General features: G+C 40.8%; 26 protein-coding genes and 2 pseudogenes. 10 read left to right on the top strand and 18 right to left on the bottom strand.

Going from position 1 to position 25,180, the window contains the following annotated elements; all coding sequences use genetic code 11:
• Positions 1-29: 29 nt before the first annotated feature.
• From ACJROX_RS23200 to ACJROX_RS23225, 6 genes and pseudogenes are all read right to left on the bottom strand, one after another.
• Positions 30-680, bottom strand: a complete 651-nt coding sequence (locus tag ACJROX_RS23200) for a response regulator (protein ID WP_408007569.1) — start codon at positions 678-680, stop codon at positions 30-32.
• Complete coding sequence (locus ACJROX_RS23205) at positions 670-2,271, bottom strand: GAF domain-containing sensor histidine kinase (RefSeq protein ID WP_408007570.1); 1,602 nt, start codon at positions 2,269-2,271, stop codon at positions 670-672. Before ACJROX_RS23205 ends, ACJROX_RS23200 begins: the two co-directional genes overlap by 11 nt.
• A 110-nt stretch (positions 2,272-2,381) precedes the next feature.
• Positions 2,382-2,936: an NADPH-dependent FMN reductase gene (locus ACJROX_RS23210; RefSeq protein WP_408007572.1), complete on the bottom strand. Its 555-nt coding sequence runs from the start codon at positions 2,934-2,936 to the stop codon at positions 2,382-2,384.
• A 140-nt stretch (positions 2,937-3,076) separates the two neighbouring features.
• Entirely contained in the window at positions 3,077-4,159 is a 1,083-nt protein-coding gene (locus tag ACJROX_RS23215; RefSeq protein WP_408007573.1) for a copper resistance D family protein, read from the bottom strand.
• Positions 4,156-4,746, bottom strand: coding sequence for a copper resistance protein CopC (locus tag ACJROX_RS23220; RefSeq protein ID WP_408007574.1), 591 nt, complete (start codon positions 4,744-4,746; stop codon positions 4,156-4,158). The genes ACJROX_RS23215 and ACJROX_RS23220 overlap by 4 nt, the downstream gene beginning before the upstream one ends.
• Positions 4,747-4,847: 101 nt before the next feature.
• Positions 4,848-5,632, bottom strand: a pseudogene (locus ACJROX_RS23225) (alpha/beta fold hydrolase).
• A gap of 247 nt (positions 5,633-5,879) precedes the next feature.
• On the opposite strand from ACJROX_RS23225, the gene ACJROX_RS23230 reads away from it, so the two are divergent.
• The gene (locus ACJROX_RS23230; protein ID WP_408007575.1) at positions 5,880-6,335 is read left to right on the top strand and encodes a MarR family winged helix-turn-helix transcriptional regulator; all 456 of its coding nucleotides are present in this window, start codon (positions 5,880-5,882) and stop codon (positions 6,333-6,335) included.
• A 7-nt stretch (positions 6,336-6,342) separates the two neighbouring features.
• Positions 6,343-7,527: an MFS transporter gene (locus ACJROX_RS23235; RefSeq protein WP_408007576.1), complete on the top strand. Its 1,185-nt coding sequence runs from the start codon at positions 6,343-6,345 to the stop codon at positions 7,525-7,527.
• A gap of 183 nt (positions 7,528-7,710) precedes the next feature.
• On the opposite strand, the gene ACJROX_RS23240 is transcribed toward ACJROX_RS23235, so the two are convergent.
• Both ACJROX_RS23240 and ACJROX_RS23245 read right to left on the bottom strand, forming a co-directional pair.
• Entirely contained in the window at positions 7,711-8,247 is a 537-nt protein-coding gene (locus ACJROX_RS23240) for a GNAT family N-acetyltransferase (protein ID WP_408007577.1), read from the bottom strand.
• 1 nt (position 8,248) lies between these two features.
• Positions 8,249-8,944 (bottom strand): phosphatase PAP2 family protein, encoded by a 696-nt coding sequence (locus tag ACJROX_RS23245; RefSeq protein ID WP_408007578.1) that lies wholly within the window; start codon positions 8,942-8,944, stop codon positions 8,249-8,251.
• 259 nt (positions 8,945-9,203) lie between these two features.
• Between ACJROX_RS23245 and ACJROX_RS23250 the strand changes: the two genes are divergently transcribed.
• Complete coding sequence (locus ACJROX_RS23250) at positions 9,204-9,593, top strand: hypothetical protein (protein ID WP_408007579.1); 390 nt, start codon at positions 9,204-9,206, stop codon at positions 9,591-9,593.
• A gap of 51 nt (positions 9,594-9,644) precedes the next feature.
• Here ACJROX_RS23250 and ACJROX_RS23255 read toward each other — a convergent pair whose 3' ends face one another.
• Both ACJROX_RS23255 and ACJROX_RS23260 read right to left on the bottom strand, forming a co-directional pair.
• On the bottom strand, positions 9,645-11,240 hold the full coding sequence (locus ACJROX_RS23255) for a DHA2 family efflux MFS transporter permease subunit (protein ID WP_408007580.1): 1,596 nt from the start codon (positions 11,238-11,240) through the stop codon (positions 9,645-9,647).
• Positions 11,241-11,588: 348 nt separating this feature from the next.
• The gene (locus tag ACJROX_RS23260) at positions 11,589-12,023 is read right to left on the bottom strand and encodes a MarR family winged helix-turn-helix transcriptional regulator (protein WP_408007581.1); all 435 of its coding nucleotides are present in this window, start codon (positions 12,021-12,023) and stop codon (positions 11,589-11,591) included.
• Positions 12,024-12,250: 227 nt separating this feature from the next.
• Here ACJROX_RS23260 and ACJROX_RS23265 point away from each other — a divergent pair, with 227 nt between their 5' ends.
• The 3 genes from ACJROX_RS23265 (at position 12,251) to ACJROX_RS23275 (ending at position 15,136) form a co-directional block, all read left to right on the top strand.
• Positions 12,251-12,673, top strand: a complete 423-nt coding sequence (locus tag ACJROX_RS23265) for a CBS domain-containing protein (protein ID WP_408007582.1) — start codon at positions 12,251-12,253, stop codon at positions 12,671-12,673.
• 433 nt (positions 12,674-13,106) lie between these two features.
• Positions 13,107-14,609: a cardiolipin synthase gene (gene cls, locus ACJROX_RS23270; RefSeq protein ID WP_408007583.1), complete on the top strand. Its 1,503-nt coding sequence runs from the start codon at positions 13,107-13,109 to the stop codon at positions 14,607-14,609.
• Between the two features lie 248 nt (positions 14,610-14,857).
• Positions 14,858-15,136: a hypothetical protein gene (locus ACJROX_RS23275; RefSeq protein WP_408007584.1), complete on the top strand. Its 279-nt coding sequence runs from the start codon at positions 14,858-14,860 to the stop codon at positions 15,134-15,136.
• A 4-nt stretch (positions 15,137-15,140) separates the two neighbouring features.
• On the opposite strand, the gene ACJROX_RS23280 is transcribed toward ACJROX_RS23275, so the two are convergent.
• The gene (locus ACJROX_RS23280; protein WP_408007585.1) at positions 15,141-16,001 is read right to left on the bottom strand and encodes a hypothetical protein; all 861 of its coding nucleotides are present in this window, start codon (positions 15,999-16,001) and stop codon (positions 15,141-15,143) included.
• 158 nt (positions 16,002-16,159) lie between these two features.
• On the opposite strand from ACJROX_RS23280, the gene ACJROX_RS23285 reads away from it, so the two are divergent.
• Positions 16,160-16,321: a hypothetical protein gene (locus tag ACJROX_RS23285; RefSeq protein ID WP_408007586.1), complete on the top strand. Its 162-nt coding sequence runs from the start codon at positions 16,160-16,162 to the stop codon at positions 16,319-16,321.
• 146 nt (positions 16,322-16,467) lie between these two features.
• Here the strand turns inward: ACJROX_RS23285 and ACJROX_RS23290 are convergent.
• Positions 16,468-17,311: pseudogene (locus tag ACJROX_RS23290) on the bottom strand (ABC transporter permease); the annotation flags it as partial.
• Between ACJROX_RS23290 and ACJROX_RS23295 the strand changes: the two are divergent.
• The gene (locus tag ACJROX_RS23295; RefSeq protein ID WP_408007587.1) at positions 17,227-17,484 is read left to right on the top strand and encodes an SgrR family transcriptional regulator; all 258 of its coding nucleotides are present in this window, start codon (positions 17,227-17,229) and stop codon (positions 17,482-17,484) included. The pseudogene ACJROX_RS23290 and the gene ACJROX_RS23295 sit on opposite strands and share 85 nt — an antisense overlap.
• A 135-nt stretch (positions 17,485-17,619) precedes the next feature.
• Here ACJROX_RS23295 and ACJROX_RS23300 read toward each other — a convergent pair whose 3' ends face one another.
• Positions 17,620-18,990, bottom strand: a complete 1,371-nt coding sequence (locus tag ACJROX_RS23300; protein ID WP_408007588.1) for an aldehyde dehydrogenase — start codon at positions 18,988-18,990, stop codon at positions 17,620-17,622.
• A gap of 183 nt (positions 18,991-19,173) precedes the next feature.
• Between ACJROX_RS23300 and ACJROX_RS23305 the strand changes: the two genes are divergently transcribed.
• Positions 19,174-19,629 (top strand): DUF3052 domain-containing protein, encoded by a 456-nt coding sequence (locus tag ACJROX_RS23305; RefSeq protein WP_408007590.1) that lies wholly within the window; start codon positions 19,174-19,176, stop codon positions 19,627-19,629.
• 112 nt (positions 19,630-19,741) lie between these two features.
• Here ACJROX_RS23305 and ACJROX_RS23310 read toward each other — a convergent pair whose 3' ends face one another.
• From ACJROX_RS23310 to ACJROX_RS23330, 5 genes are all read right to left on the bottom strand, one after another.
• Entirely contained in the window at positions 19,742-21,316 is a 1,575-nt protein-coding gene (locus ACJROX_RS23310) for an SPFH domain-containing protein (RefSeq protein ID WP_408007591.1), read from the bottom strand.
• A gap of 25 nt (positions 21,317-21,341) precedes the next feature.
• A complete protein-coding gene (locus tag ACJROX_RS23315) occupies positions 21,342-21,884 on the bottom strand; it encodes an NfeD family protein (protein WP_408007592.1) in 543 nt (180 codons plus the stop codon).
• A 9-nt stretch (positions 21,885-21,893) separates the two neighbouring features.
• Positions 21,894-22,583 (bottom strand): PspA/IM30 family protein, encoded by a 690-nt coding sequence (locus tag ACJROX_RS23320; protein ID WP_408007593.1) that lies wholly within the window; start codon positions 22,581-22,583, stop codon positions 21,894-21,896.
• A 266-nt stretch (positions 22,584-22,849) separates the two neighbouring features.
• Complete coding sequence (locus ACJROX_RS23325; protein WP_408007594.1) at positions 22,850-23,473, bottom strand: ATP-binding protein; 624 nt, start codon at positions 23,471-23,473, stop codon at positions 22,850-22,852.
• Between the two features lie 113 nt (positions 23,474-23,586).
• The gene (locus tag ACJROX_RS23330; protein ID WP_408007595.1) at positions 23,587-24,279 is read right to left on the bottom strand and encodes a PAS domain S-box protein; all 693 of its coding nucleotides are present in this window, start codon (positions 24,277-24,279) and stop codon (positions 23,587-23,589) included.
• A gap of 151 nt (positions 24,280-24,430) precedes the next feature.
• On the opposite strand from ACJROX_RS23330, the gene ACJROX_RS23335 reads away from it, so the two are divergent.
• Positions 24,431-25,165, top strand: a complete 735-nt coding sequence (locus tag ACJROX_RS23335; RefSeq protein ID WP_408007596.1) for a Bax inhibitor-1/YccA family protein — start codon at positions 24,431-24,433, stop codon at positions 25,163-25,165.
• Positions 25,166-25,180: the final 15 nt, after the last annotated feature.

Genomic DNA, 25,180 nt, shown 5'->3' on the forward strand with positions numbered 1-25,180 from the left:
ATCATAGGAAATCTCTTAATAAAAACAGCTCAAGCATCGAACCATTTATTCTTCATCGCTAAAATCGCAGCTTGGGTACGATCGTGTAATCCTAACTTTCCAAGTATGTTGCTGACATGGGTTTTAACCGTCTTTTCTGTAATGAAAAGCTCACTGGATATTTCCTTATTGTTTCGTCCAAGGGTGATCTGACGGAGGACATCTTTTTCTCTAGCAGTCAATTGGTTGAAGCTTTGTTCGGCTTCTGTCGTTTTTGTGCCATTCGAAACATGGCTCAACAGTTGAGAGGTCGCTGTCGGGTGGAGATGGGTTTGACCGGAATAAACAGCTTTGATTGATTTTACCAGTTCATCAGGCTCGATATCCTTCAATTGATAACCATCTGCTCCTGACTGTAATGCAGGGACGACATGATCCTGGTCTGAAAAGCTCGTAAGGACGATGATTTTCATTTCGGGATGTTCGTTTTTTATACGTTTTGTGGCCTCGATTCCGTCCATGACAGGCATGGTCAAATCCATCAAAACAACGTCAGGCTGTAAATCTCTTACTTGTTGGATCGCTTCCTCCCCGTTCGAGGCTTCCCCTACCAAGTCGATATCAGTCTGAGTGCCGAGAAAGAACCTAAGCCCTTTTAAAACCATCAGATGGTCATCCACTAACAATACTTTAATCCCCATCGAAACTCCCTCTTTCCTGCTTGATTTGAAATCTTACTTCTACTGTCGTTCCCATACCTAGCTCGCTTTCGATTTTCATCTGCCCCCCCATGATTTCTGTACGTTCTTTCATACTTGAAAGACCGAACGACCAACTATTACCATCCCTGAGAGTGAAGCCACATCCCTCGTCCTGAATATGTAAGACGACTTCATCTTTTTTCCGGCTTAAAAACAGGTGAACCTCGTTTATACGTGAATGCTTATGGACATTATTCAACGCTTCCTGGCCGACACGCCACAACGTTTCTTCAACTAATCTAGGAATATTCCCTACTCCTTCAATCTGTTCGTTGACATTCAATCCTAAAGATTCACCATATTTTTTCAGGGAAACGATGACCCCTTCTTCCAATCCTGCAGGCTTTAATTGCCAGATCATCGCTCTCATTTCACCAACGACCTCTTGGGACAAAGCCTGCAATTCGGTTAACGATTCTACAATCATTTCATTTTCCGGTAATTGTTTCACGTATTCCTTGAGGCCCCGTGCAGTCAAGCTTAATGAAAAAAGCTTTTGGTTCACAGAGTCATGTAAATCACGGGCTAGACGATTCCGTTCCTCAATCAGTGCAAGCTCTCGACTCCTCTCGAACAGGCGCGCCTTTTCCAGTACAAGCGCTAGATGATCCCCTAACGCCTTGAGAACATCATTATCAATATCGTTCGAGTTTTCCGCTTCTAGATTTCCGATCAGACAACCGATCCACTCTTCTCCGATCAATAAAGGTACGTTGAAGGACTTTCCGACGGTTAATTCATAGTTGTTCAACTCTTGTTGGATTTTAGGATTGTGAAGAGAGCCTTCTAGATCACCATCAGGAGAAATCGGATATCGCTTATGTACTTTTTGTGAAGCTCCTTGAAAATAGGTCGCTCGTAAAGCGAGGATATTTTCCTCTTTAATAAATAAGGCCAGTGAACCCAAGTCGAATAAGCGACCGATATTTTCAACCGCATATTGAGGCAGATGATGGATATCATCCATTTTCCAGATAGAGCGGCTGAATTCGTCCAGCTTCGCATATTGTTCCGCTTTTTTCTGTTGGGTTTCAAACAATTTTGTCCGCTTGATCGCCGTGCCAATTTGATAAGAGACTGATTGCAGCAGGTCCAGTTCGTCTTCCGTAAACTCGTTTTTCCCAGGTTCTGCTACATTCAACAGGCCGAATTTCTCGCCGCCAGCAATAAGGGGAACTGTCGCATGATGAGTAATCCCTTTCGTATCACCCCAATCATACTCGATCGCATCTTCAATACGCTTGCAATTGATGATGTTGACGGCCTTTTGCAAACGGCCATCCCAAATCTTATCTAAACACCAGCAACCACCCTGGCACATCGGTTTCTTCTCATCCCAGGACAAGGCTGGAGGCAGGTTCACATCCGCAACGAAAGTATAATTAGGTTCTTTACTTGTCAAAAAAATCCAACCAGTGGACAAACCAGTCACTTCCAGCAGCTTTTCCAACACAGACTGGAGCATCTCTTTCAAATCATTAGATTGATTCAACGTCTCAGCGATCACTTTCAACGTATGAACTCTAGACATGCCACCCACCCGCTTTCTCTTTATCTAAAAGTTTTTACTGCAAATTATACATGAAAATCCGCCAATCTATGTCCTCACATAAAAAGACGGATTACATAATAACTATTTTGCTATCGAACGTTCTGTTCCTGCTTAACACCAAGTTTTTCTGTCAAATCGACAAGCAGGTCCGTGATCACTTGCAAACGTTCTACTGATTCACGATCGACCAGATCATAATTTTCATCGTAACATTCAGGGTCAGAAACGAATTGATCAGGCAACACGAAAGCATATAGACCTCTCAGCACTGTCCTCATATTGTTCAACGCGTTGATGCCGCCTTTACTGCCACCAGAGGCTGCTGCAATGGCCGCTGGTTTATGCTTGAAATGAGTACCTCCAAGGAAATCCAATGCATTTTTCAAAACCCCGCTCATTCCATTATGATACTCAGGTGAAGTGATGAAGAATCCATCAGCCTCTTTCGCTTCTTTATAGAGCTTTTGAAGGGAATCATTTTCTTTATTATCTTCATCCCCAGGAAAAAGCGGTAATTTTTCTATTCCAAGGTCATAGTAGGCCACCATGACACCTTTCTCTTCCAATAGTTCTTTCACAAGCTTTGCAATGCCACGTGTCCTCGATTTTTCCATCGGACTACCATTGATCACTAGGATGTTCACCAAAAACCACACCTTTTTCTGTATTATTTATCATCAGTGTAACCAAAACGGCATGTTCAGACATCCGGTAAAGGATTGAAAAACCAATCATCAAATGGTTGTATAAATTCACACGATTCCTACGACTAAAGTTGTAGAGATTAGACAACACCCGACATTAATGAAAAATAAAATAAAGCAGAGGTAATTAGACCAAGTCCCACACTGATGACAACAGGAAACTGTTTGATAAGACTGAACAATGTCACCATTATCATAACGATTCCTCCAACTCCCCATAGCAACGTTTCCTTGGTCAAGATAAAGGATATCACTGATTGAGAATCGATTTTCCCGTCAAAAAAGTACATGAATAAAGGTGAAGGAGGTTCTTGCTGAATCGTCCGCCACACTTCATGAGGAGGAACCTGCTGGGACAGAAATGCGGTAACCGAAAAAACAAAAAGAACAAGGATTGTTTCCCCCTGGAGCGACCTTTTTACATGCTTGTTCCCATTTCTTTGAATCGATTTTTTCAAATAAAACCCGTGGATACAAGCATAAAGAAGTACCGGTATCAATAACAGGTGCTTAATCACTAAAGCTTGACCGTATGATAAAACCCATGAATCAACATATTGCGGCGCTACGATTTCGTTGATCAACAGGCCGCCTCCGGTCAATATGAGAACAGCACCGATTGAAAATGGCGTATACCACTTCAAGAACGGAATCCAATCCGAATTACGTGCGGAACCCCATGCCACGTATAAAAGTATACCGATCCATCCTGCTATCGCGATCACATGTAAGAAATGCGCGAGAAATCCGACTACAGGGTAGAGTGAGGCAGGGTGACTTGCAAATGAGAATGAACTGATCAAAATGACACTTAAAAATACACCGAGCCTGGCATAGAACGTCGTTTTATCCAAATCATTCTTATAGACAAGGAAAAATAAAACACCAGCAATCAAAAGGCTCGCAAACCATGCTTTCCCGACATTGAAAGAAAACAACACCGAGGTAAAGGTATCCCAGTAACCGATGCTCTTAGATAGGTACTGGATGATCTGCAAGAGCTGGACGAACATAAGGATCGGAATTGAAACAATGATCCATAATAACAGTTCCTTAGGAACAGCCACTTTCGGTTTATGTTTTTCAGGGATTGACTGAAGCAGTAAACCACCTAAGAGTAAAGAGAATGCTAAATACAAGATCCCTTTGAACAATATGATCATTCTGCAGCCTTCTTCCGTAGAAGCCACCAGATTAGACCTATACCAGCAAGTACAGCAATAGAAGCGATCCCGATAACGACTGGAGATAATCCATCTTCTACTTTACCTTGATTGTTTTCTCCTGTTGCGGAATCCTGATTTTTTTCAGATGGTTGTTCCACTTGATCCTCATCTGTATTTTGATTTTCCTCAGAATCATCCGATTCATTTCCAGATCCTTCTGTTTCACCTGTGTCTACTGAAAACGTAAATTCGCCCTCAACAACGTGGGAGTCCTCTGAAATAATCTCATATGAAACAGTATAAGCCCCGGTTTGCAAAGGTTCCGATAACTGGCCAAGCATTACATCATTCTGAATGTCTACTGACTCTACTTCTCTAGACACTCCACCCTGATCTGTGACCGTGAATTTACTGCCCTCTTTGATTTTCGAATTGAACTTGAAAGTAATGATATCTAGAGAATGCTTCACAACTTCTCCATCTTCAGGCGATGTACCTTGCAGAGACGAATGCGCATTTGAAGATATAGGATTGCTCATCATCGTAAAAATGATTATAAAACAGATGATCAAATATTTATGCATAAGATGTTCGATCCTTTCTTTTCAACTATCGAATCCATCTTACCACCTGTGCATTCCCGTTTCTACTTTGTTCACATATCTTTAACTATTTGGCGTTGCTATCATTCTAAAAATGCCCGGATGGCAAGTTGGAATCTCTCTTGTTCTTCCAGGAAAGGATAGTGATTACTGTATTGGAATCGTAAAAAGGTCGACTCACCATCATGTATTTCTTCCGAGCATTCGATCGGACACTGGACATCTTGTTCTCCGCATATTATCAATGTTGGAGTTGAGATATCTCCCAATTTACCCCTCAGATCGAAATTCGGAAAATCATACTCTCCGAAGTAATCCAATCGTATTGTTGCCATCTTTTTAAAAACATCTGCAGAAAAATAACGTTCATAATTTTCAGGATCTTGTAATGACCATTTCGTCCGTTCACGTGAAAGCAGCTTACGTTCATCAGGGTGTAGACAATTTGACTTCAGGCGATTGATCAATTCTTGCATTCTATTGAACTGTGGATGATCTTGGTGATAGATACTGTCTTTCTTTGACGCATACTCCCCACTTACTGCACTTCCTACTAAAACCAACCGGTTTAAGGAGTCTGGAAATTCCAGGGCATAAAGGAGACCAAGCATCCCTCCTGTTGAATGTCCTGCAAACGCCCATTCTTTTAGGCCTAATGCTTTCCTCAGGGCTTCCAGGTCCTTTACAGTTTCGAACATCGATAATTCCTCGATGTTTTCATATTTGTGAATATATTTGCAAAATGGTCCCCAGTTTCATTGAATTCTGAATATAGATGTGTGATACATACTGGGATCCCATCTCCTTTAGTAAAAATCTCGAACGTTCCCCGCCCTGTTTCAATCAACTGCGTTTTCCACGTACTCAATCCACCACTCTCCTTATCTCTAACTATTTTATAGGAAGAAATTTCCCTTTTATTATGATCCAAAACCTCTGATTTTTCGTTGGCTTTTTGAGTCTCTTTGAAAGTTTACTCAACCGTGTAAATGTTCTTATCCTGAATCCTAGATAGCGATGCAGTTTTTGCTTTGTAACTTAATTTGTATACAAATTATATTTACACATATTATTATTTCCTTTATACTGGTTGTATTGGCAGGAGGTGTTCTGGTATGGGTATGACAAAAGATAAAGCGATTGGATCAGCTACTGTAAGGCTTAGCAAAAAGTTAACACGCATCGTCAATGTTTATCTGAAACCCTATCATATTACGACTGAACAATGGAGTGTACTCCGGACATTGAACGAAGCGGATCATATTTCACAGAAGCAATTATCAAAGAGATCGGACAAGGACCAGGCGACTCTTACAAAGATATTGGATCTTTTGGAAAAAAATGAATACATCGATCGGATACCTAATCCGAGTGATCGACGTTCATTTCTTATCAAGATAACGGATAAAGGAATCACACTGACTGAAAAAATACTTCCATACTTAGAAGAAATTTATTTGGAGATCATTTTGGGGATAGATGAGGACGACTTGCAAATTTATCAGGATGTATTGCTTTCATTAGAAGATAACATTGATACACTGCTTGAAAACCGAACAACTAGAAAGTAGGCATATTATGAAACATACACACAAATTATGGACACTACAGTTCACAGCCATTGTACTGATGGCTTTTTTATTTTTTCTATCGTTACAGTTGCTGACCGCGGGATATCCTGCCTATATAACAGATTTGACGAACAACCCCGCCCGAGGGGGAATGATGACGACTGTTTTCATGATCGCGGCAATACTAACCCGACCATTCATCAGTCCGATCATGCTTCATGTCAACCTGAAAAAACTTAGCCTTTTGTCACTTATTTTCATTTCAATTACCATCTCTCTAGGATATGGACAGGAATCGGTATTTCAATTGTTTGTGCTACGATTCCTCCATGGGGTGGGATTTGGAATCATTTCAACCATATTATCCACTGTTGCCACTATGATCATTCCAAGAAAGCGTATTGGTGAAGGAATCGGATACTATGGATTGGCTACAAGTGTCGGAACCAGCCTAGCTCCTATGTTAGCTGTATCTATTCTCCAATTTTTTTCTTATAATCTCATGATTATCATAACTGTGTTGTTAACAATCGCCACGGTGATACTCAGCTTCTACATGCAAGTACCTGCTTCCCCTGCACAAAACAATGCACAACGGACTTTCAAAGATTACGTCTTCGATAAAAGTGCTCTAGTCCCCTGTCTGTTAGTAACCCTCTTCACTGTCTCTTTAGGCGGGGTCCTCAGTTTTTTGAACGAGTTAGGTAAGGAAGCTGGCATTATGGAATCGGTCCCTTTATTTTTCTTGATCATTGCAATCATCATGACGCTGGTTCGCCCAATCTCTGGCCGAGTTTTCGACTCTTACGGGCATAAAGTGATCATCATTCCTGCAACATTGAGCGGAATAATCGGGTTATTTCTGTTGGCAATTACCCATAGCACCCTCACCTTACTCATGGCTGGTTTCTTTTACGGACTTGCATATGGGGTCATGACACCGACGCTCCAAGCTCTCGCAGTAAGTTCAGTATCATTGGAAAAACAAGGAACTGCAAATGCCATGTTCTTTTCATCAATGGACTTAGGGATTGCCCTCGGTTCCGCCAGCCTTGGTCTGTTGGCAACTTTCAGCGGGTATCACTTCATTTATGGCATATCGATTTTAAGTTTAGTGGCGCTTCTTTTCACTTATACAGTTGTATTCTTCAAGGGTAAAAAACAATCGGAATTGGCTGGAGAAGCTTCATGATTATCTGTTTATAAAAAGGCTACGTTATACTTCATTGTTGATATATGCGAAATTCACTCCCTTTCTGCGGCGATCCGCAAGCCTCCCCGCTCGCCTCGCTGCGGGGTCTTGCCTGGCTCACAATAGAGCCTATAAAAAAGGACTGGGCCTGACATCGATCCGATGTTTTAGCCCAGTCCTTTTTCAATTCCTTTTTATTTTCGCATACATGGTCAAATCGATGAACCCTTTACCACTAAACGCATAATCCTTTAACACGCCTTCCCTTTCAAATCCTAATCTCTCAATCAAACTAGTGGAAGCTCTATTATGGGGCGAGATAAGTGCCCCTACCCGGTGGAGGTCCAGATGCTCGAATCCAAATTCGATAATGGCTTCAATCGCTTCCTTCATATAGGCATTGCCCCAATATTCCGGCGAAAGTTCATATCCGATTTCGGCTCTATAATAACGATGGTTCCAATTATGGAAACCGCATGTCCCGATCAGTCTTCCATTGGACTTCAAGAAAATCCCCCATCGTACGACCGTATTATGCTTTAAGCCAACACGAAATTTCCGAATCAGTTCCTCAGCTTCAGAAATGTCAGTCATTGGGTCCGAACCGTAATACTTAAGGACGTCTTTATTCGTAAAAAGATCATATAGTATTTCAGCGTGTTCATCTTTAATTTCTTTCAAATGAAGTCGATTCGTGCTCAATTCAGGAAATGATTCCATGTTATCCATTCACCTTTCTGCGCACTGTCCATCGATTCAAGATAGTCAGGGCATATATACAAGTCAAAAGCCAGACTCCTCCTGCTGAATAACCTGCTATCACATCGCTCGGATAGTGGACATGTAAATATATTCGCGATAATCCGATCAGAAAAATCCATACACTTACCAGCAGAACGATAGGCCAATATCGCTTGCCATTCCTTCGTAAATACCGGACATACAAATAGCCCATGATTCCATAAGCAGCGATCGAAACCATTGCATGACCACTTGGAAAGCTGTATCCCCCAACCTCGACTAGATGTTCAAGATCCGGTCTTGCCCTTTGGAAAGATCCTTTGAGCACTGTATTCAATCCCCACGCCCCAAGTACTGAAATGAGCAGGATAAGAGCTTCCCATTTCAGTTGTATTCTTAAGAGAAGGATGAGTATGATCAAAACCACAATAACGTATGTATACGTATCACCTGCATGTGTTATGAAAATCATGAAGTTTGTCAGCCAGGGTGTTTGCAAGCTATAAATAACATTCGAAATGAACATATCGAATCCCTGCAATTCATTTTCCAGAAGCTCATCAGACAACTTGGAGAAGAGACCTAATAAAGCCAATGCAGCGATAATGCCTAATATCAATTCAAGACTGATTTTTTCTAATGCTTTTTTTGTTCTTGAAGTATTGAGACCAACCATCAAACCCTCCCTTTCATGCCCTATGAATCCTATTTGATTTTATTTAGAAAATGAGCCGAAATTCATATTAAGGAGCCTATTTAAATGTAAATTTGCATAAGAGGATATGCCACTAAATAATAGTATTTTATCACGAAAATCTACTTGCTATGGTATACAGAAAAGATTTTCCAAATTAAATATTTAAGAAGGGATTTTAAAAATCCATCAAGAAATAACAACATCACAGAAATATAGTTTAAAACTTTGGGGTGGTTACGTGAAGAGGTTAATGGTAAAGCCGCGCAAACGGATTATAGTAAAACCGACTAGAGATGTTGAGTATAAGCTTGTCTTCATCGGAAGCCTGATCGGGTTCTTCTCCTCGTGCCTCTATTTCGTGTTATTCGAGCATATCTTCGGTACTGTAAATGACATGAATTTTGCGATCATCGGAAGCTTCTCAGGCGTCATCGCTTCATTTGTAGCCTATATGTGTCTGAAACTTGTAGATTATCAAACACGGAAATTCGCCATATGTATTGCCATCTGTTCAATATGGGGGTTGGTCAGTGTCAGTTACTTTTATACAATCCCTGCTCTGTTGTTATTATCGTCAACTTTCCTTTGCTTTTGGAGGAAAAACAGGGAAATACGTATCATTAAGTAAAATAAAAAGAAAAAAAGGGGTGACATGATCGCCAGCCCCTTCATTATTCCTTTACACGGTCGAACGTCTTTTTTCTTCTAACGAAATGATATCTTCCTCATCTTCATCTTCCTGATTCGAGGTCTTCAATCTTACTTCTTTTAAAAATACGGCCAGGATCACTGCCAAAATCATTGTAAATACCCCAATAAGGAATGCGCCGCTAAGGGCATCACTCAACGAATTTCTCATCGCGCTGATTACCTGACTCATTAAATCAACCTGTTCTGCAGGAACTTTTTCTTTAAAAGCCTGAAGTTGCTCAGGATCCATAAGAATTTTAGGATCCGCTGCTCCTTCAATGTTTCCTGCAGAACCAGCCATGTCTGTATTTTTCATATTAGAACTCATGATCATATTCATGATAGCACCCATTATCGATACCCCGATCGTACCCCCTAGCTGTCTAAACAATTGTACAGATGAGGTAGCAACACCAAGGTATTTATAAGCGACCGAATTTTGGATGGTTATCGTGAAAATCGGAAAACTGCAGCCCAGTCCAAGGCCGATGATCACCAATCGGTAAATTGTATCAAGGTTCGTACTGTTGATGTTTAACGTAGTCAATGAGAAGATCCCGATCCCCATCGTCGTTAAGCCGAGTATAGCCATTTTTTTATATTTTCCAGTCTTTGTGATCAACTGACCGACAATCGTACTTGATACGACCATGCTCAGCATCATCGACATCATGATGAAGCCAGTTTTCGTTGCAGATGTTCCGATTACGCCCTGGATGAAGAACGGCATATACATAATGGCACCGAACATGGCCATGCCAATCAATAATCCGATAAGGTTGGATATCGTAAAGACGCTATTCTTAAAAAGATCCAATGGCAGGACCGGATTAGAGACCTTCCGTTCGGCATATAAGAATGCCATTAAAGCTATGATAGATATGGCAAACAGGCTGTTCACCTGCAAAGAGCCCCACGCATACTGGTTCCCTGCCCATGAAAAGGCAAGCAACAACGGAATGATCGTACCTGCAAGAAAGAGGGAGCCGAAATAATCGATTCTTCCATGGTCTTTACGCGGTACACTAGGAAATAAACGCATTATCAAAATGAACGCGACAAATCCGACGGGGAGAAAGATCCAGAAAATCCACTTCCACGAAAAGTGATCGACAATGTACCCACCTAGGGTCGGGCCGAACACACTTGAGAGACCGAATACTGCAGCCATCAATCCCTGCCAGCGGCCTCTCTCGCGTGGAGAAAACAAATCACCAATCGACGCAAAAGATGTTGAAAAGATCATCCCGCCAGCTAAACCTTGGAAGCCTCTATAAAGAATGAGCATTGTCATTGTATCGGCCGTTCCACATAAAAAGCTCGCAATGATGAATAAACCTAATCCGAGCAGTATGAATGGTTTACGGCCATACATGTCAGACAATTTGCCGACTAAAATCGCTGTGACACTTGAGGCAAGCATATAGATCGTAAAGATCCAGCTAAAGTAATTCATCCCCCCGAGTTCGGATACGATTTTCGGCAGAGCCGTTCCAATGATTGTTTGGTTTAACGCGGCAAATAACATAGACGCTAACACCGCAACCATAATCGTGATTTTTTTCTTCATAGGTAAATGTTCCATATTTCGCATCTCCTAACTTTCATCCTATGAATAGTTCACTATGTGAATTAATAAACAAAAGTCAATGTTATACATCATTGTTGATATTTTCGAAATTCACTCCCTTTCCGCGGGCGATCCGCAAGCCTCCTCGCTCACTAGCACAGGACGTGGTGGTGTTAGTCGGAGATCCTTAAATCACCGCGGGGTCTCGCCTGCTCGCTTTTCCCGCAAGAGTGTCGCGAATTTCACTAAAAATTTTTCGGTAATAAATCAACATTAACCTTTAACAACGCCTAACAAAAAAGAAAACTTTGGGATTCACCAATGTTTTCATTCTTTTTTTAACTAAATTACATACCTCTTTGTTTATTTATGCTTAGAGGAATCAGTGATTTTCGAAAAAAGCTTCACAAGAGTTTGCATCTCATCATCGGAAAGGTTTTGGAACTTTCCTTCCATATAGTGATGCTTTTTTACCTCAAGTGAATTCACTAGCTCGCGTCCTTTTTCGGTAATACAAAGATAGATCACTCTTCGATCATTTTCTGCTCTTTTCCTTGTGACGAACCCTCGCTTGACCAGTCGATCAGTCACCGCTGTGATATGACTAGTAGCCACATTGAATTCTTGGGAAAGCATCGAAGTCATTACCTCTTCTTTTTCCATGATGAATTTCATATAAGTAAATTCAGTCGAGGTACATTCATCTTCAAAAAGGTTGTTGATTTCCTTCCTAAACATCCTGAATGTTATTCGGAAGCTTTTTTCCAACTTCCATATTAATTGCTGTCGATTATTCATTACACTACACCTAACAATCCTTACATTTAGTTAACCTAGTTAAGTATATCAGATAATTGGTGATATTAAAACCACTGGACTTGTTTACAATAGTAAAAAAGGAATTGTAACCATCTGCAAGGCAAGAATATTTATGCATATTTTATTAAAAGTATAGCTTCACATTATCAATTTTGATGAATTTATACTATACTGTTAGTGGAGTTTTGTTTGAAAGGAAGAGTCATATGAATATTGGCTTTTACTTACTACCAAAGAGTGAAGTGAAATACTTGAATCCTGAATCGACCATCCGGCAAGCGTTGGAAAAGATGTCTTACCATAAATATACGTCTGTTCCACTTGTCGATGACGAGGGTAAATATTCAGGAACCTTGACAGAGGGCGACCTTCTATGGAAATTGAAAGAAGACCTTGATGCAGAAGAAGATTATGATGAAATCCAAAGAATCAAATTAAAGGATGTGCCAAGACGGGTAAAGAACATTCCGATATCCATTAACGCCAATATGGAAGACCTCATTACACTGGCCACGGACCAGAACTTCATTCCAATTACGGATGATAATGGACATTTTATCGGAATCATCCGACGAAGGGATATCATCAAGTATTGTGCAAGTGTTATTTGGGAAAAAAACGAAGCATAAAGAAAACTTGGCAAAGCCAAGCCGCAGGCGTAGGCTTGAGCTATAGTTGCACTTATACTGAAGAAAGTACTTTATACTTTCTTTAAGTGTAAATGAAAGGGCGGAGCTGACAAAATGATCGGCTCCGCTTTTTATATTTGGCTCTGGTGAAAAATTCAGGTTGAATCTTACGATTTTCATCTCATTGGTTGTTCTATTTCTAAAACGTGGGAACAACCTCGCTTTCTCCTGTCGGTTCATTAAATGGAACAGAAATCAGCAAAAAATCAACAAGTTATTTAACAGAGCCCCATGACTGAATTTCTTTAATTTGTAAATTTTATTTTTATTGTACAATTAATCCTGGTTTCGTTCTATCGAATTTTCACCCCTCGTTTTTCCAGGTATTTTTAGGGGTAATATAAAGAGTAGTCAATCTGAGAGGATAATGTGGATGAAACGTATCAGACAGTTTTTTCTATGCTTGATTATGATCCTGTGCGTTGGAATCATCATTTCTGCACAACATTCGCCAGATCTTAAAATACTTGCAGGGATCATCTATCTTAGTATTGCATTATCGGTTTGTTATGTATTGATGCTTGAAAACCGTTCACCATATAAAACACTTTTATGGATGTATGCCATATTATTCATTCCGATACTGGGCTACATCTTTTTCATCTATTCTGGCCAGTTGGAAGTAAAAGGCCATTTATTTAAAGCAAAAAGGATGGATAACTATAGAAAAGCACAAGAAATGCAGCTTGAAAACAAACCTTCTGAAAGATGGACACACCTAAATGATACTGAGCGGGAATATTCGAGTTTGATTACGACTCTTAGTGATCAGACCATCAGTTTCCATTCTTATACGGAGGTCTTACGTAATGGCGATCAAAAATTCCCTCGGTTGCTATCTCAATTGAAAATTGCAAAAGACTATATCCATATGGAATATTACATTTTCCGTTCAGATGATATCGGTCGAGAAATCATAGATGTCTTGTGCGAAAAAGCGGCAGAAGGTGTCGAGGTTCGTTTCATTTATGACGCGATTGGAAGTTTGAAACTTTCAGACCGTGATGTATCGAGAATGAAAGAAGCAGGTGTCCAGGTTCATAGTTTTCTCCCAATACGGAAAGGATTTTTCAATCAAAAATTCAATTTCAGGAACCACCGCAAAATTGTCGTGATCGATAATAGGATTGGTTTTGTAGGGGGATTGAATGTCGGCAATGAATATCTGGGTAAAGACAAGAAATTCGGCTATTGGCGGGATACCCATCTCATTGTAAAAGGAGAGGCTTTACGGGATTTGCAACGCGTGTTTTTACTCGATTGGAGTTATGTCAACAATGAGACCTTATTTTTAGAACGATATCTATCGATGGAGCCAAGTGAGGAAAGCGGAGGTGTCCAGGTCGTGCCAAGTGGACCGGACACTTCCCAAGGCGTCATGAGCTATTTATATTACAGTATGATCACTTCCGCCAAAAAATCGGTATGGATTACAACGCCTTATTTCATACCGAGCAAAGAGATCCGTACGGCACTGCTTATCGCCGCTGTTAAAGGGATCGATGTAAGACTAATGGTCCCTGAAACGAATGATGGTTTTTTAACGCAATATGCCACCCGCTCCTATTTCAGTGAACTGTTGCGTTATGGAGTGAAGATCTACCTGTATCAGAAGGGGTTCCATCACCAAAAAACGATTATCGTAGATGGAAGTTATGCTACCCTTGGTACAGCAAATGTAGATTTACGAAGCTTCCATCTTAACTTTGAGGTGAACGTATTCATGTTCCGAACCCCAACAATCGAAACTTTGATTACGCAATATCAAGAGGACCTGGAAGACAGTTTGGAGATTGAAATGGAAAACCATCAAAAACGAGGGCTGTTCCTACGGACAAAAGAATCATTCTGTCGATTATTTTCTCCGGTGTTATAAATTGATGAACTTAAAATTTTGAATAGCTGCCAACAAACTTAGAAGCCTTCGCTGAGTACCTTACACCCAGTTTTTCGACCCGTAAAGTACTTAGAGGCCTTCCTTGAGTATTTTACATCTAGTTTTTCGTACAGCGAGGCACGAGAAAGCTTTTTTGAGAAGGAATGAATTCCACAAAAGCCTATGAAAAATTAACTCCAATCCGCGCATACTAAACGAAAGATGATTGCATAGGAGGATGTATGGATATGGGATGGATTTTTCCGATTGGTTTTTGGCTTATCGGCACACTTGTGGCAGCTAGCCCAGGAGTGCTTTTCCGCCTAGTTGAGAAGGAGAAGGAAACATTAAGGGAGGAAGCAGATGAAACGAGGTTCCGTGATCATTTAGCTTCTGTTTTCTTCACAGTCGAAGAGAAGTTGATGAGTTCGATACCCTGGTGGTCTTTCACATTAATGTGCTCTATCTTAGCTATTTTTTTGTTTACATTTGGTTTCGTCGCATTAAGCTTTGTGCTTGTCTGGTAATTGCTTAATCATCTTCTTTAAGCAATTTATCAAAATCCACCGTCCAGCGACTAGTCAAGCTATCTCTTTCCAACCGAATGACGGCATTATGCTTATCCAGCCCTCTTCTATTGCTTGTTATGACTTCTACTGAATATTCGGTAACAAGTAATGTAGAGGGTTCTTTGTCTGATAATGGCTTATTTGGATGGACAAAGAAAAGTTTATTCAGCATCCTTTTTTGAATTGGATGGCTGACTAACTTGTTGATGATCGTGTAGTCCTCCTGATTGACAGCATGGATGAAGATACTGGCCAATTCATCACTTGTCGCCTTTTCGATATAGTCATCCAACTTGCCCGAGGCCTTCAGGATCATCAATTGATGAGATGGGTCCTCTTTGTTCGTTTTATGGGTAGTGCTGTTCGGTAGATGAATGCAGAAGTGGCCCGGAAAGTTATTGGCTAATGCACCAGCACCATGAGGCATTCCGTGCATAGAGGCTGGGATCATCTCAGATCCATTCCGTATGAATATCGCTCTCCGCTTCCAGCTCCATCTCCCGTCATAAATCTCTTTCATGATTGCCGTATCGGTCTTAGTAAGAGGCTGTACATCGGCATGATGTGCCCCTGCCCTTCTTTGGACAGTAAAAAATAAACCTGTCTCAATATCAACAACTTCAAAGGTGCTTTTTCTCGGAAAAATCACATCGGTTTCTTCCCATGTCTTCCATTCGATTCGTTGCGGTACATGGGTACCATCATCAAAAATGGAAGGCAAATATTCAACTTTGATATTTTGGGCTACAGCTTCTTCTATTGAGGAAAGATTTGTTGAAAGCCCACAACAAACCACCAGGAGCGACACAAGGGGTCTTCTCATTTCAACTTCTCCGTTCCGCAGTTATTTCTTCTCCTCTATAGTGTTGCATTTGAACATTCCACACTATAACAGGTAATTTTTGTACCAAAAGACTTCCATTTACCAGTATCGGCAAGACCATATAACAGGGAATGCTATTCAAGTGAGGAGGGAAAATAATGAAAAGAAAAAAGAACCGATTGGTTGAAATCGAACATCCCCATATACGGGAAGTCGAAGAACACACCGTTCACCCAGGGGTAGATGAAGAACGTAATGGAGACCTTGTGCAAAATACGGCTCATGAAGAAGACTACCAAGCAGAACAAGCCCAGGGTTAAGCAGATACTGTAATAAAGAAAACTTGGCAAAGCCAGCCTTTAACGTACGCTGAGCCTTGGTTCCTTCTTATATTCAAGAAAGTATTTTATACTTTCTTCTGCAAAAAAAGGTTGATCCGAATCGGGTCAACCTATAATCTCGTCTCTTATGTTTTATCACCAAGTCTAATACGCGGATCGATCAATCCATAAGCAAAATCAATAATCAATATCATTGCTACCAACAAGAATGAATAGAATAACGTTGTGCCTATGATAACCGGGTAGTCATTGGTGGTAATTGAAAGCACGAACTGTTCCCCAGTCCAGGGACAGAGAAGATGCGTTCAATGACTAGAGTTCCTGTCATTATGCCGACCAACATTGGTCCCAATACGGTTATCAGTGGAATCAACGCATTTCGTACAGCATGGTAGAGGATGACATTTGCCGAACTGACCCCTTTTGCTTTCGCTACAACTATATACTCTTGATTCAAAACTTCCAAAAGTTCCGTCCTGATGAATCTGGCTGTAACGGCCATCGGGAAAATCATCATTGCGATCATAGGTAAAATGGTATATTCAAAACCTTCCCAAAATGCTACAGGAAGCCACTTCAGTTTTACACCTCCATAATATTGAAGCAACCCAGCAAAAACAAAACTTGGAACTGAGATACCGATTACCTAAACTAAAGTAGAGGAGTAATCTAAATAAGAATTTTGTCTTACAGCAGCTATAATTCCTAGAATCACCCAAACAAACTTCCAAAAACCATCGACTGAAATCCAAGTTGGGCTGAAGGACCAATCCTTTGCAAAATCAAATCAGTTACTTTCCGCCCCTCAAATTGGAAAGATATCCCCAAATCCCCTTGTACAAGGTTCGTCATATCTTTAACATATTGCAATGGGAGGTCCCGTAATGAAATATAGAACTTATTATTTACAGCTATGCGACCTTTTCTCGGCTGAAGAGTTTGTGGAAGTCCCGTTGAAACGCCTGGCAGATGAATGGGAAATCACTACACGGTATGCAAAAAAAATCATCCAAGAATTGCATCGACAAAAGTTCATTGAATGGAAGCCAGGAATCGGGCGCGGAAACCTTTCAAAATTACGGCTCTTATACAGTAAAAACGAAGTCGTTATACAATTGGCGAAAGAGCACATCAGGAAGTAAAAGATTCAAGAAGCCTTCACTGTCATACATACGCATGCTCCAGAGGTCAAAGAAAATTTTGTTGATTGGCTTTCTGATCCATCATTATAAAATAAAAAAGACTCATATGTTCGGAAGGAACAAATTGAGTCAGCTCTATTTCAACAATTTCTTCATGATTTTCAATCCATTTTTATTTGATGGGTATCGGAAATCGATGTCAAACCGGTTCGTCTGTCTGACAATACTTTTTTGATGTGAAAAAGCATCAAAACTCGCTTTCCCATGATAACTCCCGGTACCACTTTCCCCAACACCACCGAACGGTAAATAAGGTGAAGCAACATGAAGCAGGGTGTCGTTAATACAACCTCCTCCGAAAGACAAGCTCTCAACCACATATTTTTGCTGTCCTTTTGATTCAGAGAACAAATAAAGAGCGAGTGGTTTAGGGTATTTCCGTACTGTACTGATGACTTCTTCAATCGACTCGTATTCCAATACAGGCAAGATCGGTCCAAAGATTTCTTCCTGCATGACCGTGTCCGTCCAACTGACTTGATCGATCAATGTCGGTTCAATGGTCAGTGAATCTTCATTTTTCATTCCACCTGTTATGATCCGTCCTTCGGCAAGGTATCGGCTGAGCCTTCGGAAATGTTTTTCATTGACGATATTCGTCATCTCAGGGTTTTCGAGCGGTGTTTTCCCATAAAATTGATGGATATACTTTTTGATCTTATTGACGAGTTCTGTTTTTACTTTTTTGTGTACATATAAATAATCTGGAGCAATGCATGTTTGACCTGCATTCGTAAATTTCCCCCATACGATCCTTTTGGCAGCAAGTTCCAGATTTGCACTTTCATCGACAATCGTCGGACTTTTTCCACCAAGCTCAAGGGTTAACGGAATCAACCTTTTAGAAGCGGCTTCCATTACGATTTTTCCAACATTAACACTGCCCGTGAAGAAAATTTTATCGAAGTCTTGTTCCAGAAGTTCCTGACTAACTTCTACTCCACCTTCTACCACGGCAACATACCGTTCTTCATAGATTCCTCTAATGAGTTTTGCAATGACCTTGGAAACGGTCGGTGTCAGTTCTGAAGGCTTGATGACTGCACAGTTCCCGGCTGCGATCGCCCCTACCAATGGAGAGATTTGAAGCTGGAAAGGATAATTCCAAGGAGCAATGATTAGACATACCCCATAGGGCTCTGAATAAATATAACTTTTAGACCCGAAATGAGTAAGAGCAGTTTTCACACGCTCAGGTTCTGCCCATCTTTTTAGATGCTTCAGGGTAAAGCGGATATCTTTGAGTAAAATGCCTACCTCTGAAGAATAGGCTTCAAATTCCGATTTGTTGAGATCCTTTTTTAACGCGCTCAGGATTTCAGCCTCGTTTTCACTAATTGCATCCTTTAATGTTTCAAGCTGGTGGATCCGGAAGTTAACTGACTTCGTTTCACCTGAGAAAAAATAAGTTCGTTGCTGCCGAAGGGTTTCTTGGATTGTTGGCATATTTATTCGAACCTCCATGGTCTATTCACTCAAACACTTAAACAAAATGTATATCAGCTGCCACCTTCCGTCAATGAATAGGTAGATCCTTTGGATGAACGTGGGGTTTCGTATAAAAGTTGGTGTTCTTGGAAAAGTCCTTTAAACTATGGATAATACATAATTGTATGGAGGAGATTTCTTATGCACCCTTTATTGAAAAAGATGAATTATAAAAACCAGCCCGAAATCTGGGTGATCAAAGCACCAGCAGAATTCGAAGCTGTCATGAATGAAATGGCTGATGAAGTAACGATCATGGAAGATCTGAAAGCTGGAAACAAAATCGATTTTGTCATCATGTTTGCTTACAAACAAGCTGATGTCGCTCCTTTCGTGGATGAACTGCTGCCACAGCTTGAGGAAGATGCTTTCGTCTGGTTCGCCTACCCGAAGAAATCGTCCAAGCGGTATAAATCTAATCTATCAAGGGATACTGGGTGGCAGCCGATAGGAGATTCTGGTTTCGAGGGAGTCAGGCAAATTGCAATCAATGATGATTGGTCCGCGCTACGTTTCAGGCACGTGGATTATATCAAAACGTTAACACGCAGTAAGAAATTAGCAATAAGCGAGCAAGGTAAGAAGAGAGAGATCTAGTCGTTGAATGATAAATGTCAAAATAATTTGTGGTTTTGTCAAAATAGATGGTGACTTTGTTAAAAACAATGGAACAACAATGGGGATAGTCCACTCGGACCATCCCCTCTTTTTATTTCTCGCTTTTTACGTATTCATTTTCTTTACTGTTTTCCTTTTGGTTGGCTGGAAAACCTTCTCTTGTTCGTGTGATTTCTCTTGTCAATTCATCGACGCTAGAGCGGACATTCCCTTTTCCAGAGAAATTCTCGATTAGTTCCTTAACATCTAAACCAGAAGAAGCTTTCAATGACTCCTGCAACGTCGACATCAGATTTGTTGCATATCCTGTAACCTTGTTGGCTCCTCCACCTTCACCGCTTCCAGTATCGACGACTGTGATTTTATCAATGTTGGACAGCGGGCTTGCAACTTCTTTTGCATAAGAAGGCAGCATGTTAATGATCATATCGAGCATTGCAGCCTGGCCGTACTGTTCAAATGCTTCTGCAATTTTCTCTTTCGCTTCTGCTTCAGCAAGACCTTTCAGACGGATGACTTCAGCTGCAGATTCACCTTGAGCTCTTTCTGCATCAGCTTTCGCAACACCGTCGATTCGGATTTTCTCAGCTTCTGCTCTCGCCATTGATTCAATGCGATATTGTTCAGCATCTGCTGAAGCGATTTGTTTACGCTTATCAGCTTCTGCAGATTGTTCAACAGCATAACGATCAGCATCCGCTTTTTTCTTGACCTCTGAATCATATTGCTTCTCACGACGAGCGATTTCTTTTTCTTCAAGTTCAATTTGCTTTTGACGCTCAATGATCTTGATTTGCATCTGATGCTCTGTAACCTCTTGCATCGAGCGTGCTTCTTCAAGATGGTAAGCCTGGTCTGCACGCGCTTTTGCCCGGTCTTGTTCTTCCCTATATTCTGCGATTTTCAACTGATTGGTCTTTTCTGCTTCCGCTACTTCGGTGGCCCGCTCAAGCTCGGATTTTTTCGCATCTTTATCCGCTTCTGCACGTTTGATGCGAGTTTCTTTTTCAGCTTCTGCAGTTGCAATATCAGCATCACGTTTCACTTGAGCGATCCTCGGCTTACCGAGTGACTCTAAGTATCCGTTTTTATCACGAACATCTTTAATTGTGAAAGAGACGATATTCAGACCCATTTTGGCAAGGTCCTGGGAAGCGACACGTTGTACTTCTTGAGAGAATTTTTCGCGGTTTTTGTAAATCTCTTCGACTGTCATCGACCCGAGGATGGATCGCAGGTGCCCTTCTAGAACTTCACGTGCTTCATTCTCTCGATCACTTTTTGTCTTTCCTAAAAACTGCTCAGCAGCAGTAGCGATTTCTCCGATTGAACCTCCGATTTTGATGATAGCCGTCCCATCAGCCATGACTGGTACGCCTTGCTCTGTGTATACTTCTGGTGTTTGCACATCGATTTTACTGGACAAAAGGCTCAACGATTCAGCCTGTTGGAATACGGGAAGCACGAAAGTACCGCCCCCGTGTACGATTTTGATTCGGTTACCGCCTTCATCGATGTTGACATTCCTTGAGCCCAGGTAACTGCCTGTGACGATCAAGGCTTCATCAGGACCAGCTGTACGATATTTTGAAACGAACACACCGATTAATGCAATTAATAAAAATGCTACGATTCCAATTACAATGAAAAGTGGACTTAGACTCATGTTACCCTCCTGAAAATCTGTAATATTACACGTTGAAAGGTGATGACTCATATGGAGTAACGTGCAGAACTCCATCTTTAGTCTCTATGACCAAAATCTCTGAACCCGCCTTTATCGGCTGGTCATCAAGACTAACAGCAGACTTTGCGATATTTCCACTGTTCCCGCTGATCAATACCTCACCATAACCATCAGAAGGAATGGAAGTAATGACTTGGCCGATCCGACCTTGTAAGTCTTCAATTGCATACGTATTTGATTCCTCCGCTGAAGAGAGTGGAATCAAAACAAAAATATTTAACAGCGTGACTGAAAGGAAGGCTAAAAGTACTGAAACGATCAAGATCAGCCAGCTGTTCATGCCAGTCATGATTTCAAATAAGTACCCGCACGCACTGAATATCGTGATGAAAGACAGGATCAATGTCGGATTGAAGAAGGTCTCTGACAAGACTTCAAAAATCCCTTCCAAAATATCGCTCATCAAAATGTAAATGAGCGTCAAGCACCCTCCTATGATGAGTCCATAGAGATAGATCGTCTCCATGGAAAAGCCAAACAGTTCCATATGAATCCCCTACTCGTTCGTTACATTCGATTGGTTTGCTATTCTTTCTTTCAGTAAGCGTAATTCTTCATCTACAGTGCTTTTTTTCTCCATTTCTTTCAATTCATCGTCTAATGTTCTGCTGGAAACATTCAAATCCTCACTCGTTTCCGCTTCAGCCTCGTACCGAAGCACCTTTTCTTCCATACGTTTAAATCCCTTTTTCGAGCCTTCACTGTTATGCATTGACATGGAACGATTGATGTTCGTACGAGCTTTAGCAGACTGGGAACGGGATTTTAATGTCGCTTTCTTCATCTCCATATCACGGTATTCCGATTTCATTTCTGTCAGCTTTTCCTTCAGATCAGCTGCAGTTTTGGACGCCTCAACAAATAATTGCTCCAATTGATCAGCTTCTTGTTGAAGACGCCCTTTATCTTCCAATGCTCTTTTCGCTAGATCTTCGTTGTTTTCTTGAAGAGCGTGGATCGCCTGTTCTTCCCGTTTTTCAACCATGGATTGCGCTTCTTCCCACTTCATCTTCAGCAGCTTTTCTTCTGCCATGATTTTCGCTGTCGCTTTCTCAGCTTCCTGGATGTCCGATGCCATCTCGCGCAAGTATTGCTCGACCATCTTGATCGGATCTTCCGCTTTATCGATCAGACTGTTCAATTCCGAATTGACTACCGTCTTCACCCGTTTAAAAAGCTCAAACATTAAAATCCCTCCATTAGCCTGAATATTATTGATACATTCAACTTCTACTCATTGTTTTATTACGGTTAATTGTGTAAAAAGTTTCATATATTTGTAAAATAATTTTAATGATGATTTTTTATTGGAAAGCGTTCCAAGTGAGACCGACGCAGCGAAGAATGAGCGAGGAGGCTTGCGGATCGCCTGCGGAAAGGGAGTGAATTTCGTAAAAATAAACAATTACGTATAACAGTGCCAAAAAAATAAACAACCTTTTCAGGCTGTTATTAATTAGTCGGAAGTTTGATCATGAAGGTGGTCCCTTCTCCAAGCTCACTTTCCACCTTGATCGTTCCTTTATGATTTTGTATGATTCGATAACTAACCATCAGACCTAGCCCTGTTCCTTTACTCTTCGTCGTGTAAAAAGGTTCTCCAAGCCTTTCAATGATTTCAGGAGAAATTCCACAGCCCTCATCTTTTATCGTAATGGATACGGAGTCCGTGTTTCCCCTCGCTACTTTTACCCATAAGTTGCCTCCACTTTCCATGCATTCGATTCCATTTTTGATCAAATTGATGAATACTTGTTTCAATTGGTTTTTTTCACATAAGACGTTTGGTAAATTCTCCTCTATCAATATCCGGAGGGATACATTCTTCAACTTGGCTTGTGGAGCCATGAATGTAATTGTGTTTTTCATGATTGTACTTATATCCTCTTGGGAAATGTGGTGAGCTTGAGATTTTGAGAGAATCATAAACTCGGAAATGATCTTGTCGATGCGATCGAATTCATTCAATATGACATCATGGTAGTCAAGATTACAAGGGTCTTCTTTCAAGAGCTGGATGAAACCTTTGATTGCGGTGATCGGATTTCTGATTTCGTGGCCGATCCCTGCAGCCAATTCTCCAACTACTTGCAGGGTTTCGGATTTCCTTAAAGATTCCTCTAATTCTTTTTTATCGGTAATATCCCTTAAAATGGTGAGGTGGACACCCTGGAGGATATTTGCCTTTGCTACAAAATCGACATGGGGTTCCGCCCGTCCATTCTTTTGAGAACTGTTTCCCCTTTTATGCTTTCATCCGTTTTTAACTTTTCCAGTGACCTGTTGAGATGTTCCATCAAATCAGCTGGATATTCTCCCTCCTTAATATTTTCAATTGAAATTCCAAACAACTTGCTGGCTGCATGGTTCGATTCGATAGGTACTCCTTCGTCATTGAAGAAAATGATCGCATCCTGTGCCTCATTAAAAATCGCTGTGAACTTCCCCTTTTCGCTGTTTATTTTTTGCTCTGTAATATCAATAGCTGTTCCAACTACTTCAATCGTTTTTCCGTTATCAATAATTGGGGACAATATGGCCAAATAGTAGTGATCTTTAAAGAAGATCTCGAAAGTGACAAGCTCGCCTTGATATGCCAATTCATAATTTTCGTTTAAGATCGACGCGGCATCTGGCGGAAACATTTCCTCAACCGAGTGTCCTACCAGTGAAGCGCTGTGCAGTTGGTTCTGCTTCGATAATATGTCATTTGAAAAAGTATAGATGAATTTCCCCTCACCACGTTTAATAAATTTAAAAAGAACACAAAACAAATTGTTAAAGATGTTTTCATAGTTTTTTAATTCTTGTCGTAAATTTGAATTAATTTCCCTCAACTCAGCTAATTCTGAAAAGCCTATGCCTGCCTCAACTCTTTTCATTACTTTTCCACCTTTATAATAAAAATTCATTTAGGATGTATGTTTTTCTTTTAAAAATTATTATTCTCTTTTTCATAGGCTCATTCCTCTCTTTAATCTAAAGTTTGTAGTACTATTTACTCAACACTAATTATATTGATGAGGTGATTGTATGCGTAGTTCTAATCCTAGTTTAAATGATAAAACATTCCGTAGATTCCAAGGAACAGCTTCTGAAGGTAATGCCATGACAATCGGTGGTGCCGTAAATCGAACCTTCATCCTTCTTGTCGTGTTAATGGGAAGTGCCTTCTATTCCTGGAATCAGTACTTTTCAGGAGATACGGTTCAGCATCTGTTGTGGATTGGCATTCTTGGCGGACTAATAATGGCTTTAGTTACAGCATTCATTCCTAAAGTCTCCCCTATAACAGCTCCGGCCTATGCTTTACTTAAGGGATTGGCGATTGGTTCCCTTTCTGCGATCTATGAATCTCAATACAGCGGCATCACTTTACAGGCCGCTCTACTGACGATCAGTACTCTACTGGCGATGCTTTTGTTATATAAGACTGGGGCAATCAAAGTTACGAAGAATTTCAGAATCGGAGTCATATCTGCTACTATGGGGATTTTCTTCGTGTATTTGATTAATATCATCCTGAGGTTTTTCGGAATGAACGTTCCTTTTCTCCATGACACAGGATTGGTTGGAATCATCATTTCTTTGGTCATCGTTACTGTAGCCGCACTGAATTTAGTCTTGGATTTCGATTTCATTGAATCAGGTGCCAGACAACAAGTACCGAAATATATGGAATGGTATGCCGGATTTGGATTATTGGTAACACTCGTTTGGTTGTATATTGAAATGTTAAGGCTGTTGGCTAAGATCAGAAGAAATTGATATGGGGGCATCGGA

The organism is Pseudalkalibacillus sp. A8, assembly GCF_045920555.1.
In the GTDB taxonomy this organism is placed as follows: Bacteria; Bacillota; Bacilli; order Bacillales; family Fictibacillaceae; genus Pseudalkalibacillus.